This is a genomic window from Streptomyces sp. NBC_01320, assembly GCF_035974375.1.
GTDB classification, from domain to species: domain Bacteria; phylum Actinomycetota; class Actinomycetes; order Streptomycetales; family Streptomycetaceae; genus Streptomyces; species Streptomyces yanii.
On the sequence record NZ_CP108390.1, the window covers coordinates 3,887,031 to 3,899,831 of the forward strand.

Annotated in this window: 10 protein-coding genes; 7 read left to right on the forward strand and 3 right to left on the reverse strand. The window is 71.2% G+C overall.

Features of this window, described 5'->3' with window-relative positions; translation table 11 throughout:
- Positions 1–228: 228 nt before the first annotated feature.
- The gene (locus OG395_RS17760; RefSeq protein WP_327243836.1) at positions 229–1,473 is read left to right on the forward strand and encodes a DUF3472 domain-containing protein; all 1,245 of its coding nucleotides are present in this window, start codon (positions 229–231) and stop codon (positions 1,471–1,473) included.
- A 42-nt stretch (positions 1,474–1,515) separates the two neighbouring features.
- Here OG395_RS17760 and OG395_RS17765 read toward each other — a convergent pair whose 3' ends face one another.
- Positions 1,516–2,316, reverse strand: a complete 801-nt coding sequence (locus OG395_RS17765) for a DeoR/GlpR family DNA-binding transcription regulator (RefSeq protein ID WP_327243837.1) — start codon at positions 2,314–2,316, stop codon at positions 1,516–1,518.
- 185 nt (positions 2,317–2,501) lie between these two features.
- On the opposite strand from OG395_RS17765, the gene OG395_RS17770 reads away from it, so the two are divergent.
- Together OG395_RS17770 and OG395_RS17775 are read left to right on the forward strand one after the other, a co-directional pair.
- Complete coding sequence (locus OG395_RS17770; RefSeq protein WP_327243838.1) at positions 2,502–3,386, forward strand: SIS domain-containing protein; 885 nt, start codon at positions 2,502–2,504, stop codon at positions 3,384–3,386.
- Positions 3,387–3,393: 7 nt separating this feature from the next.
- The gene (locus tag OG395_RS17775) at positions 3,394–4,302 is read left to right on the forward strand and encodes an acyl-CoA thioester hydrolase/BAAT C-terminal domain-containing protein (protein WP_327243839.1); all 909 of its coding nucleotides are present in this window, start codon (positions 3,394–3,396) and stop codon (positions 4,300–4,302) included.
- A 380-nt stretch (positions 4,303–4,682) separates the two neighbouring features.
- On the opposite strand, the gene OG395_RS17780 is transcribed toward OG395_RS17775, so the two are convergent.
- Positions 4,683–5,222: a hypothetical protein gene (locus OG395_RS17780; protein ID WP_327243840.1), complete on the reverse strand. Its 540-nt coding sequence runs from the start codon at positions 5,220–5,222 to the stop codon at positions 4,683–4,685.
- Between the two features lie 1,070 nt (positions 5,223–6,292).
- Between OG395_RS17780 and OG395_RS17785 the strand changes: the two genes are divergently transcribed.
- The 4 genes from OG395_RS17785 to OG395_RS17800 all read left to right on the forward strand — a co-directional run bounded on the left by OG395_RS17785 (position 6,293) and on the right by OG395_RS17800 (position 10,403).
- Positions 6,293–7,054, forward strand: coding sequence for a DeoR/GlpR family DNA-binding transcription regulator (locus OG395_RS17785; protein ID WP_327249373.1), 762 nt, complete (start codon positions 6,293–6,295; stop codon positions 7,052–7,054).
- Entirely contained in the window at positions 7,051–7,998 is a 948-nt protein-coding gene (gene pfkB, locus OG395_RS17790) for a 1-phosphofructokinase (protein ID WP_327243841.1), read from the forward strand. Before OG395_RS17785 ends, pfkB begins: the two co-directional genes overlap by 4 nt.
- Positions 7,999–8,083: 85 nt before the next feature.
- Positions 8,084–10,090: a PTS fructose transporter subunit IIABC gene (locus OG395_RS17795; RefSeq protein WP_327243842.1), complete on the forward strand. Its 2,007-nt coding sequence runs from the start codon at positions 8,084–8,086 to the stop codon at positions 10,088–10,090.
- Between the two features lie 40 nt (positions 10,091–10,130).
- Positions 10,131–10,403, forward strand: coding sequence for an HPr family phosphocarrier protein (locus OG395_RS17800; RefSeq protein ID WP_266980443.1), 273 nt, complete (start codon positions 10,131–10,133; stop codon positions 10,401–10,403).
- A gap of 36 nt (positions 10,404–10,439) precedes the next feature.
- On the opposite strand, the gene OG395_RS17805 is transcribed toward OG395_RS17800, so the two are convergent.
- A complete protein-coding gene (locus tag OG395_RS17805; RefSeq protein ID WP_327243843.1) occupies positions 10,440–12,677 on the reverse strand; it encodes an ATP-binding SpoIIE family protein phosphatase in 2,238 nt (745 codons plus the stop codon).
- Positions 12,678–12,801: the final 124 nt, after the last annotated feature.

Consider the following 12,801-nt stretch of genomic DNA (forward strand, 5'->3'; position numbering starts at 1 on the left):
AACGAACATCTATAGACATCGAAAAGTACTAGAGAAGGCCCGATACAACCCCATTGGGGTGCGGAGCGGGGCACGGCGAGGATGCGAAACGGGCGCGTAAGCACCTCGATGAGATCGCCGAACCCCTTGCCAGCGGGTTCATCACGGGTCCAGGATGCGACCTCGTGCTCGAACTTGCACTGACGAGCACAGCTCCCAACATTCTCAAGCAGAGGCGGCTAAGCCCGTATGAGCTCTCGCACGCCCAAGTCCGGCTTCGGCCGGCTCAGCCGCATCGCCGGAAGTGCCGTCGCGGCACTGGCACTTGCAGCCGGTATCGGAATGTCCACGGCGGCCACGGCGGACGCCAATGAGGACGGCTGGGGGGACACCCCCGGCACATACACGCACTACACCTTCCCCGCCGGGACCCCGGACCTGTCGTCCGTGACGTGGAGTACCACGGTCACCGCCGACCCCGGCTTCACCTCGCACACCTTCTGGTCGCATCAGTTCGGCTTCAACCAGGGGAACGGCGGCTACATCGGCATGCAGGACAACGGGGGCGAGGACCAACTGTTCCTCTTCTCCGTCTGGGACGTGAACCAGGCCAAGCCCGGCAGCAAGGGCAGCTGGTGCCAGGACTTCGGCGGTGAGGGCACCGGTTACAGCTGCCGGATGAACGTGCCGTGGAAGGCCGGTCACACCTACACGTTCAACGTGGCCTCGGAGGGCGGCGGCTGGTTCGGCGCCACCGTCGAGGACACCACCGCCCACACCTCGTTCAAGCTGGGCAGCATCCTGACTCCGGCGACCGGGATCAAGACGGCCGGCATGGTCGACTGGGTCGAGTACTACGAGTGGAGCATGACCCGCTCCACCTGTGTGCAACAGCCCTACAGCGCGGCGGCCTTCGGTCTTCCCAAGGCCACGAGCCTGAACAACACCCAGGTCACCGGCACGGCCACCCGGCCCGAGAACAACGGCGACTGCGCCAATGTCACCAGCACGATCGGTCCCGACGGCGGCGAGCAGGTGCTGGGCATCGGCAACTCCACCCGGGACGCGGTGACCGACCGGGCGGGCAACTGCCTGGACGTGGAAGGCGTGGACCACGCCCAGCTCGAATGGGCCGAGGACGCCGATCTGGCCGCCGACGAGAACCGGGCCGCGGTCGTCGAGACGTGCCACCGGCGCACCGATCAGGGCTGGGTGCACGGCGCCGATCGGACGCTGCGCCTGGTGAACAACTTCTGCCTGACCGCCGCGCCCGAGGCGGCGGGGAACGACAAGAAGGTCCCGGTCACGATCACGACCTGTGCGGGCGCTCCCGGACCGCTGACGACCTGGACGTACGGCGCACAGGGCTCGATCGTGAACGACGCGACCGGCCAGTGCCTGTACGCCCCGGGCGGCAACGAGACCGGGCACCGTGTGGAACTGCGCGACTGCACCGGCAGGGCCGACCAGCAGTGGACCGCGCCCCGCGCCTGATCCCGCGGGACGGCGTCACCGCCGGACGGGCCGGCGTCACCTTCACACAGCGATGACCGTGACGCCGGCCTCGGTGAAACGGGCCTTCGCGTCGTCAGTGATGCCGGTGTCGGTGACCAGGAAGTCGACCTGGCTGAGATCGCAGACCCGGGCGAAGGCACGCTTGCCGATCTTCGAGGAGTCGGCGGCCACGACCACCCGCTGTGCCTGCTCGGCGAGCAGCCGGTTGATGCTGGCCTCGCCCTCGTGGTGGACGTACGCCCCGCGCTCGGTGTCGATCGCGTTGACGCCCAGCACGGCGACATCCAGCGTTATCTCGCCGAGCACGCCACTGGCCAGCGGCCCCGTGAGCTCGTACGACTGCGGCCGGGCCACTCCGCCGGTCACCACGATCTTGATCTGCGGCCGTATCACCAGCTCGTTGGCGATGTTGAGGGCATTGGTCACCACCGTCAGGGTCGGCTGCCCACCGGCCCCGGGGCCGGTGTCACCGACGAGGTCGGAACGCACGGCCAGCGAGCGGGCGACCTCGGTGATCGTGGTGCCCCCGGTCAGTCCCACCACCTCGCCCACCGCCACGAGTTCGGACACGGCGCGGCCGATGGCCTGCTTCTCCGGGGCGTTGCGTCCCGTCTTGTAGCGCAACGCCAATTCGTACGAGACTCCGTGCGCGACGGCGCCGCCGCGGGTTCGGGTGAGCAACTGCTGCTCGGCGAGCTGGTCCAGGTCACGACGGATGGTCGCGGCCGAGACGTCCAGCGTCGTCGCGGCGTCCTCGACCTCCACCCGGCCGTGTTTGCCGACCAGCTCAAGCAGCGCGTCCCACCGAGCATCCCTGGACAAGTGAACTCTCCTTACGGGCCCGGGATTCGAACGCCCATCCCCTTGGGCAATGTCACCGGACATGCGCAAGGGTCGCACAAGGCGCCGATCAGTCAAGCCCTATGCAAGCAGAATGCTTGATAATGATCGCAGAACGTGTATAACGTGCGTGAACGAGCATCCCAACACCCATACGGAGTGCAAAAGTGTCGTTTGTCGAGATTGAGACTGCCAGCCAGCCGGAGTGCTGGCGTCGCGCCGCGGACCTGGCACAGAACCAGTCGGCCGCCCTGCCCGCCACGGGCGAGCGCATCGCCGTCGTCGGCTGCGGCACCTCGTTCTACATGGCTCAGGCGTACGCCGCACTCCGCGAGGAATCCGGACAGGGCGAGTCCGACGCGTTCGCCGCATCGGAGTTCCCCTTCGGCCGCAGCTACGACCGGGTCGTGGCGCTCACCCGCTCGGGCACGACGACCGAGGTGCTGGAGCTGCTCGACCGCCTCCGTGGCGTCACCCGCACCGTCGCGATCACGGCCGACCCGAACACCCCGGTGATGACGTCCGCCGACGATGTCGTCGTCCTCGACTTCGCCGACGAGCAGTCCGTGGTGCAGACCCGGTTCGCCACCACGCTGCTCACGCTGCTCCGCGCCCACCTCGGCCTGCACACCGACGCCGTGGTCCGTGACGCGGAGACCGCACTGGCCGAGCCGCTGCCCGAAGGGCTGCTGGAGTGCACCCAGTTCACCTTCCTCGGCCGGGGCTGGACGGTCGGTCTCGCCAACGAGGCCGCGCTCAAGATGAAGGAGGCGTCGCTCTCCTGGACCGAGTCCTACCCGGCGATGGAGTACCGCCACGGTCCGATCAGCATCGCCACCACCGGCACCGCCACCTGGGTGTTCGGTCCCGCCCCCGAGGGCCTTGAGGAGCAGGTCACGTCGACCGGCGCCCGCTGGGTGGCGAGCGGCCTGGACCCGCTGGCCGAGCTGGTCCGCGTACAGCGTCTGGCGATCGCCCGCGCCGAGGCGGCCGGCATCGACCCGGACAGCCCCCGTCACCTGACCCGCTCGGTGGTTCTCACCGACGCCTGACCGGCGGATGCGCGTCATCGAACGCGCGCTCACCGTTCCGCACGACGGTGTGCGCGGGGGCGCGTGCGAGGGGTTCCTCGCCGCGCCCGCACGGGGCGGCGATACCGGTGTCCTCGTCCTTGCCGGGTCCAGTGGACGGATCGAGGACGAGCGATGCCGGATCCTGGCGCGGGAGGGCCTGACCGCCCTGTCGGTCCGCTGGTTCGGCGGCGCCGGGCAGCCGCCCGGGATCTGCGAGGTCCCGCTGGAGACGTTCGTGTCCGCGACCGAGCTGCTCCGGTCGCGCGGGGCGCGGCGCATCGGGGTGCTGGGCACCTCCAAGGGCGCGGAGGCTGCGCTGCATCTCTCGGTGCTGCACCCCGGGACCGATGCCGTGGTGGCACTCTCCCCCACGTCGCTGACCTGGGCCAATGTCGGACCCGGGCGGGACGGTCGGACTCACCCGTACCGGTCGTCCTGGACCTGGAGGGGCAAGCCGCTGCCCTTCGTCCCCTATGACGACAGCTGGACGCAGACCGAACCGGACGGCACTCCGGTCGCCGTCCTCGGCTGGTACGAACGCAGTCGGCAAACCTTCGCCGACCGTGTCGACGCGGCCACGATCCCGGTGGAACGGTCCGCCGCCGACCTGCTGATCGTCGCGGGTGGCGACGATGCGATGTGGCCGTCCCTGAGCTCCGCCCAGGAGCTGGCCGCCCGGCGTCGCACGGCCGGACGGCCGGTACGGGTGGTCACTCACGCCGATGCCGGACACCGCCCGCGCTTTCCCGGCGAAGGCCCTGCACCGGTGTCCGACCGATTCCTGTACGGCGGTTCGCCCGCCGCCGACGCGGCACTCGGCGCGGCCGCCTGGCCGTACGTACTCGATGTGCTGCACGGGGTTGCGAGCTGCTGTCGGTTTACTGAGCCGAAGTGAGTGGTGGCGTGCGGGAGTGAGTCCTGCTGGTGGGTTGGTGGGGGTGGGAACGGGAGTTCTGGGATCCGATCTGCTCGCCGATGCGCTGGTCCCGCATCCGGCAGACGAGGAGCATGAACTCATCGAGCCGATGGCCCGGTTCGGCGCCGGCCGGTAGGGACGCATCGCGGGTGAGGGGCCGGCCGTGGAGGTCGGTCCCTCACCCGTGTTGCAGCGCTCGGGGCATGTTGCCCGTGACGACGGGGCGGCCCAGATCCGCGTCTCGGTGACGTCGCACCGGATCCGGGGGCAATCCGCCCCGTCGGCCGGGTACGCCGCCCCGGGCCGCGCCGGGGTTGATCCGGTCGCGCCTCCGGCCGGCCCTTCGCCACCGCCCCGGGCTACTCCTCGAAGTAGGCGTCGAGCACCACGTCGAGTTCTTCCGCCCACGCCTTGAGACTGCTTCTGGCGGCCGCCTCGACCTCGGCGTTGAACCAGCGGCGGGACGACACATGGACGGTGACGGTGAACCGGCGCCCGAACCGGGGGACCTTCACCTCGACCGCACCGACCTCGTCCCAGTGGAACTCGGCCTCCTGGTCGTCCAGCCGGAACCGGATGCCGTCACGGTCCGCGGTGATCGAACCCCGCCGGTCGCTGACCTCGAATACGGGCCCGTTCTCGCCCTTCTCGTCCTTCTCGTGTTCCTCCTGCTCCCCGTCCTTTGCGTCCTCCGAGCCTGAATCGGCGGCGGAGCCCTCGGGGGCACCCTCCGCAAGGGCGTCGTCAGGGACGGCACCCTCGGGCGCCGGCTCCTCGGTCTTCTCCTGGTCCGCCTCGGGCGTCCCGACGGCGAGGGGGGCCGTGAGACCAGGTATGTACGCCGGGTCTGTCCCTGCGGCGTACGCGGGCTGAGTGTTCGGATCTATGCGCTGCTCCACGGCGGGCAGTATGGCCGACGAACCTGTACGAGACCAGTAAGGGCCGGACGGGCCGTGAAGTCACCCGAGAACGTACCGAGTTGGCGGAGCAGGAACCGGCGTCCGCAGGACCTCCGCGGCGCCCGCGGCCAGGAGCCCCGGGTGATCGATACGATCGACGCCCCGGGAGGGGCATGCCCTTGCGCCTGTTCCGCAACCTGCAGTCCGGCGGCCGGGATGGCGATCACCTTCCGCCCAGGGGGCCTTCGGAGCCCTGCCGTACCTCCCGACCGTCCCCTTCCGCAGCGTTCACGACTTCACCGCCCTCCAGACGTGTCCGCCTTCCTGGTGCCGTCGCTGTCGATCGCCGCGGGTACGCAGATCGGCGAGCGGATCACCACCCGCCCGCGCCCCGGACCGAGCTGCTCACGGGGCTGCCCGTCGGCGCCGCCGGAACCTCGGGCGCTCGCCCTCGGGATCTCCACCGACGTCGGGTGCGGTGCGGTCGCCGGTCGCACTCACGCTGATCGCCTCCGGCATCGGACAGGGCATTGCGTGGACGGGCATCCGGGTCGCCGCCACTGTCGACGCCAAGGAGCAGGGCAACGCCTCCACCATGGCCCGCGCCGCGCCGGCGGATCGGCGGCGCGGTCTGCCTCGCCGTCCCGATCGCCGTCGCGGGCTCCGGCATCGAGGGGCCGCGCGGCGACGGGCTGCGCACCGCCATGGCCGACGGCGCCGGGACCGCCGTGTACAGCGTTACCGCAAGCATCCTGCGCCAGACGCTCCGGCCGCCCTGGTCCCGCCCGCCCTGCCGTTCGTGCCGTGCCGCGAGCCGGTGGCCACAGGCAGCCCTGCGGAGCTCCCCCATGGGCCGGTCGGCCGGCACCCGCACCCGCACCCACACCCGGGCCCGAACGGGGAAGGCGTCTGCGGCCGCCGACCGGGGAGCTCCCGGCCGGCGGCCGCGGACGTGCCCGCACATGCCCGTTCGCACCCACTTCTTGCCCGAGTCTGTTTACATCGCCGCCTCATGGCCGTAACCTGACGGCGAAACCACACAGTCGGGCATGGATCGGAATCAAAACAACATGTACGCACCGGAGCGGCAGCAGGAAATCCTCCGCCTCGCCCGCGAGAGCGGCCGGGTCGACGTGGTGTCCCTGGCCGAGGAGTTCCAGGTCACCGCCGAGACCGTGCGGCGTGACCTCAAGGCCCTCGACCGGGCCGGGCTGCTGCGGCGCGTCCACGGCGGTGCGATCCCGGCCGGGCGACTCGACTTCGAGCCCGATCTGGCCGAACGCGATGCGGTGGCCATCGACGAGAAGGAACGCATCGCGGCCGCCGCGCTCGGCGAACTCCCCGTCGACGGCAGCGTGATCATCGACGCGGGCAGCACGGCCGCCCGGCTGGCCGCGGTCATCCCGCTGGACGCCCACCTCACCGTGGTCACCCACGCGCTGCCGGTCGCCGTCCGGCTCGCCGACCACCCGGGCATCGCGCTGCACCTGGTCGGCGGCCGGGTCCGGCACCGTACCCGCGCGGCCGTCGACGCCTGGGCGCTGAACGCCTATCGCGAGGTCAACGCGGACGTCGTCTTCCTCGCCACCAACGGCTTCTCCCCGAACGGCGGTCTCACCACGCCGGACCTGGCCGAGGCCGCCGTCAAGCGCGCCATGATCTCCGCCGCCCGGCGGGTCGTGCTGCTCGCCGACTCCGCCAAGTTCGGCCAGGAGCACTTCGCGCGCTTCGGTGATCTCGCCCAGGTCGATCTGCTCATCACCGACACCGGGCTCGGTCCCGACGACGCCCTCGCCATCGAGAGCCAGGGCACGGAAGTAGTACGTACATGATCCTCACCGTCACCCCCAACCCGAGCCTGGACCGTACGTACGAGCTGCCCGGGCTCACCCGCGGCACCGTATTGCGGGCCACGACGGACCGTGTCGACCCCGGCGGCAAGGGCATCAACGTCTCGCGCGCGGTCGCCGCGGCCGGCCACCGTACGGTCGCCGTCGCACCGCTCGGCGGGCCGGAGGGCGCACTGCTCACCCGGCTGCTCGGCGAGCACGGCATCGAGGCGGCCGGAGTCCCGATCGTCGCCAGCACTCGTATCAACGTCACGCTCGTCGAGCCCGACGGGACACTCACCAAGGTCAACGCCGTCGGTCCGCAGCTCACCGGCGCCGAGGCGGAGGCCCTGCTGGAAGCGGTACGGATCCGGTCGGCGGGCACGGACTGGATCGCCTGCTGCGGCAGTCTGCCGCGCGGGCTGCCCCCGCAGTGGTACGCCGAGCTGGTCGCCCGGAGCCACCGCGCCGGGGTCCGCATCGCCCTCGACACCTCCGGAGCCGCGCTGACCGCGGCCCTGCGGGAGCGGCCCGATGTGATCAAGCCGAACGCGGAGGAGCTCGCCGAAGCGGTCGGCCGCCCGCTGGCCACGGTGGGCGACGCCGTGAAGGCGGCCGAGGAGCTGCGTGAGCGCGGTGCCCGAGCCGTGCTCGCCAGCCTGGGGGCCGACGGACAGCTGCTGGTCGACGGCACGGGCACCTACTTCGGCACCGCCCGGGTGGAGTCGGTCCGCAGCAACGTCGGAGCGGGTGACGCCTCCCTCGCGGGCTTCCTCGCCGCGGGCGGAAGCGGCCCGGCCGCGCTCGCCGCGGCGGTCGCCCATGGGGCAGCGGCCGTACAGCTCCCCGGCAGCGTCATGCCGACCCCCGCCGATCTCGACCTGTCGGCTGTCACCACGACCCCCGACATCCCCCTGGACCGCCCCCTGAAGGAGCCGGCGCCGTGACCGCCGCGCCTCCGCGAACGACCCCGCACCGCCCCACGTCCCCCCGCACCGCCCACAGGACGGTCCCCGAGCAAGGAGCCCCGCGATGAGTGAACTGATCACCGCGGCACTGGTCGATCTCGATCTTCCCGCCGAGACGAAGAACGACGCCGCCAGGTCGCTCGCCGAGCGGATGGTCGCGGCCGGCCGCGTCACCGACCTCGACGGCTTCCTCGCAGACGTCGCCGCCCGTGAGGCACAGATGCCGACCGGTCTGGACGGCGGCATCGGCATCCCGCACTGCCGCAGCGAGCATGTCTCCGTGCCGACCCTCGCGTTCGGCCGCAGCGAGCGTGGCATCGACTTCGGCGCTGCGGACGGCCTCGCCGATCTGATCTTCCTGATCGCGGCTCCGGCCGGGGCGGACGACGACCACCTCAGCATCCTCTCCGGCCTGGCACGACGGCTGATGGACCCGGAGTTCACAGGCGCACTGCGCGCGGAGCGCGATGCGGGTGCGGCCGCTGCCCTGATCCGCGGCGAAGAGGCCGCGGCAGACGAGTCGGCGCCGGACGCTGCGGCGACCGAGGAGCCCGTAGCGACCGCAGGAACCGCCCCGGCCGCCCCCGCCGCCGAACCCTTCCGGATCGTCGCCGTCACCTCATGTCCGACCGGCATCGCCCACACCTACATGGCTGCGCAGTCCCTGGAGGCCGCCGCCCGCGCCGAAGGCGTGGAACTCACCGTCGAGACGCAGGGCTCGGCCGGCTTCGAGCGGCTGGACCCCGCGGTCATCGCCGCCGCCGACGCGGTCATCTGGTCCCACGACGTCGAGGTGCGCGAAAAGGCGCGCTTCGACGGCAAACCTCTCGTCGACACCGGGGTCAAGGCGGGGATCAACCGGCCGGCCGAGCTGATCGCCGAAGCCCGGCAGAAGGCAGCGCGCGGCGAGATCAGCACTGTCTCGGACGGCACCGGCCCGCAGGACGACGGCACTCCGTCCGGCGGCGACCACGCGCACTTCGGGATCCGGCTGCGGACCTACCTGATGTCCGGCGTCAGTTACATGGTGCCGTTCGTCGCCGCCGGTGGCCTTCTCATCGCGCTGTCGTTCGCCATCGGCGGCTACGAGATCGCCAACGCCAAGTCCGTCGCCGACCACTTCGTCTGGGGCGAGACCGCCAGCTGGGCCGCTCTGCTCAACCAGATCGGCACCGCGGCATTCGCCTTCCTCGTGCCGGTGCTGGCCGGATACATCGCGTACGGCATGGCGGACCGGCCCGCGCTCGTCCCCGGTTTCGTCGGCGGTGCCATCGCCCTCACCATCAACGCGGGCTTCCTCGGCGGTCTCGCCGCGGGTCTGCTGGCCGGTGCGGTGGTAATGGCGATCCAACGGGTGAAGGTCCATCCCACGCTGCGCGGCATCATGCCGGTGCTGGTGATCCCCCTGGTCGCCTCGACCGTCGTCGGCTTCCTGATGTTCATCGTCGTCGGCAAGCCGATTGCCTCGCTCCAACGGGCTCTGACCGACGGCCTCAACGGGCTCTCCGGATCGAACGCGATCATCCTGGGCGTCGTTCTCGGCCTGATGATGTGCTTCGACATGGGCGGTCCGCTCAACAAGGTCGCGTACGCCTTCGCGGTCGGCGGCCTGGCCGACCCGACGCCCGGCAGCCTCAAGGTGATGGCTGCGGTCATGGCGGCCGGCATGGTGCCGCCGCTGGCCATGGCCCTCGCGACGACCGTGCGCGGCAGCCTGTTCAGCAGGACCGAGCGGGAGAACGGCCGGGCGGCCTGGGTACTGGGCGCGTCCTTCATCAGCGAGGGCGCGATCCCGTTCGCGGCGGCCGACCCTCTGCGGGTGATCCCGTCGGCCATGGTCGGCGGCGCGGTCACCGGTGGACTGTCGATGGCCTTCGGCTGCACACTCCGCGCCCCGCACGGTGGCATCTTCGTGGTGCCGCTCATCGGCAGCCCGTTCCTCTACCTGCTGGCCATCGCCGTCGGTACGGCGGTCGCGACCACCCTGGTCGTCCTCCTCAAGGGGATGCGCAGGACCGCGCCGACGCCCGCCCCGGCGGCCGGCGAACCCCGGATATCCGTCGCCGCCTGACGGACTCCGCCTCCCACCACCACACGGAAGAGAGATCACCATGCACCAGCGCACCGTCGCCGTCGGCTCCCGCAGCGGACTGCACGCCCGTCCGGCCTCCCTGTTCGTCCAGGCAGCCACCCGGCAACCGGTCAGGGTGACCATCGGCCGGGACGGCCAGAGCCCGGTCGACGCCCGGAGCCTGCTCTCGGTTCTCGCCCTCGGGGCCCAGCACGGCGACTCGATGGTGCTGGCCGCGGACGGCGAGGGTGCGGAAGCCGCGATCGAGGAACTGGCCACACTCCTCGCCCGCGACCTCGACGCGACGCCGTAAAGCCGCAACGCCGCCGGACGGCGCGGCGGCACCTCGTCATTCAGCCCGAAGAGCGATCTCGAACCAGGTGGTCTTGCCACGCCCCGCGGGCGAGCTTCCCCAGTCGCCGGCGAGCGCGTCGACGATCAGCAGTCCGCGCCCGGACTCGGCCTCCTGATTGGTCTCCTCCTCCGCGACGATCGCCGTGGGGACGGGCGGATGCGGGTCACTGTCGCGGACCTCGACGCGGATACGGTCCGGGTACTCCCGCAGCCTCAGGTCCACTTCGCTGTCGGCGTGGATCAGTGCGTTGGTGACCACCTCGGTCGTCACCAGTTCCAGGGTTTCCTGCAGCTGCGCCCTGTCCCACTGACGCAGCAGGTCCCGCAGGAACACTCTGACCTGGGCGACTCCCTGCAGGTGGTGTCGCTGTACCGACATCCGCGCCGTCCGCCGGTGTCCCTGGGACTGCGCTCCCTCGTACCGCACCAGCAGCAGAGCCGCGTCGTCGGCGAGCACCCGCCATTCGCGGCGGTCCGCGACAATGCGGTCGGCGAGTACCTCCAGGTTGTCTCCGCTGTGGTCGGCGAGCACCCGGCCGAGCTTCGCCATCGCCGCGTCCGATCCGAGGAGCCGCGCGTCCAGCAGGCCGTCGGTGAACAGTGCCAGTACCGAGCCCGGCTCCAGCTGCACATCGCTCTGCTCGTACCGCGCCAGTGGGTCGACGCCCAGCGGAGGTCCGACGGGCAGCGGTCCGGTGATGCTCCGCCCTCCCACGCCGACGAGGAGCGGACTCGGGTGGCCCGCGGTCGCCGTGGCGGCGGTCCCGGTCTGCAGATCGAGCCAGACGCAGCAGCAGGTGGCGTACAGATCCGTGTCCAGCCCGGACAGGAGCCGGTTGCTCCGTTCGAGCACGGTGGCCGGGTCGTGCCCCTCGGTGGCGTACGCCCGGACGCCGCTGCGCAGCTGCCCCATGACCGCCACCGCCTCCAGGCTGTGGCCCTCCACGTCACCGATGACCAGGCCGATTCCGCCGCCGGGCAGCGGGACGATGTCGTACCAGTCGCCGCCCACCTCCGCCCCCTCGGTCGCCGGGAGATAGCGGGCCGTGGCGACCACCTCGGTCAGATGCGGGAGGCTGCGGGGCAGCAGACTGCGCTGCAGGGTCTGGGTGAGCGCGTGCTCGATCTCGTACGAGCGGGCCCGCTCCAGGGACTGGCCCACCTGCTCCAGCATGATCGCCAGGACGGCGAGTTCCTCGGGCGCGATGGGGCGCGCGGGTTCCGGGAATTCCAGGACGCAGCAGCCCATGGCCCGACCGTTGGAGACGAGGGGGAGGTAGGCGCGGGCCTGGACCTCCGGGTCGGGATCGCCATCCGGATAGGCGTCCCGCAGTGCCTCGGCGGACCGGAACGACCGGATCTCGAGCGAGCGGATCGTGTCCGTCTCCGGGGTGTGGCGGGAGAGCAGCGTCCCCTCCACCCGGTGAACCGCCTCGCGTGAGAACCCCGAGGCGCCGATCACATGCAGCCGCCCCTGCTGGGCGAGGCACAGCATCACCGCCCGGCCGCCGAAGGGCCGCACCACTTGGGATTCGGCGGCGGCGAGTACGTCCCGGATGTGCACCGCGGCCGTGAGTTCGGCGGCGAGCCGTTGCAGCTGGTAGAGGAACATACTGCTGGTCGGCACGGGGACGGTCGGCGACTCCGCTCCCCCACTCCTCTCCGTGGGGGCGTTGCCGTGCGGCAGCGCGGAGATGAAAAGCGGGAGGTCCGGCGCCTTCATCGACACGCCCTGCTGTGCGAGGTCCTGCAGCTCGACAGCCAGGTCCTCCGCGACAACCCGGAGGTAGTCCAGCGTCTCGTCGGCGACCGGCCTCGGCGGCACCCACCGCATGGTCACGGCACCGAACCGGTGCCGGTCGGTCCGTACCGGCGCGGAGGCGACCATCATCGGGTAGGGGTTGGTGAGGAAGAGCGCGGGAACCCGACGGGTAAGCTCCCGCAGCTCCGAGTTCTCGAACAGCACCACCCTCCCCGACTGATGCGCTCGCGCCGCGGAGAAGTTGCTGTCGTCCGCCGCAATGCCCGAGGGCACCGTGAAACTCATGGTGGTGTCGACCATCATCGCGGCCACCAGCGCCCGGTCGTCCTCCGTCAGCAGATAGGCGGTGCAGGTGCTGAAGTCGACATGGCGATTCAGGCGGCGCAGGGCCGCGGCGATGGCGCGATCACGGGACGTCGTCGGGCGCCCGGCCGGCCCGTCGGGGCGTGCCGCGGAGGATGGGGAGTCCATGAGATCCACCCCGGTGCGTCGGCGACAGGTGGGGGCTGCCCGGCTGCTCGGCGATACGCGCCGTAGCCATTTCAGTATGGACGCAATCCCCGAGGTACGCGCCCGCGCGACGCCATTCGGTGTC

Bases quoted from the DNA above. Each gene is read 5' to 3' on its own strand.
- pfkB (WP_327243841.1), top strand. From the start codon at position 7,051: ATGATCCTCACCGTCACCCCCAACCCGAGCCTGGACCGTACGTACGAG.
- OG395_RS17805 (WP_327243843.1), bottom strand. From the start codon at position 12,677: ATGGACTCCCCATCCTCCGCGGCACGCCCCGACGGGCCGGCCGGGCGC.
- OG395_RS17800 (WP_266980443.1), top strand. From the start codon at position 10,131: ATGCACCAGCGCACCGTCGCCGTCGGCTCCCGCAGCGGACTGCACGCC.
- OG395_RS17775 (WP_327243839.1), top strand. From the start codon at position 3,394: ATGCGCGTCATCGAACGCGCGCTCACCGTTCCGCACGACGGTGTGCGC.
- OG395_RS17795 (WP_327243842.1), top strand. From the start codon at position 8,084: ATGAGTGAACTGATCACCGCGGCACTGGTCGATCTCGATCTTCCCGCC.
- OG395_RS17760 (WP_327243836.1), top strand. From the start codon at position 229: ATGAGCTCTCGCACGCCCAAGTCCGGCTTCGGCCGGCTCAGCCGCATC.
- OG395_RS17785 (WP_327249373.1), top strand. From the start codon at position 6,293: ATGTACGCACCGGAGCGGCAGCAGGAAATCCTCCGCCTCGCCCGCGAG.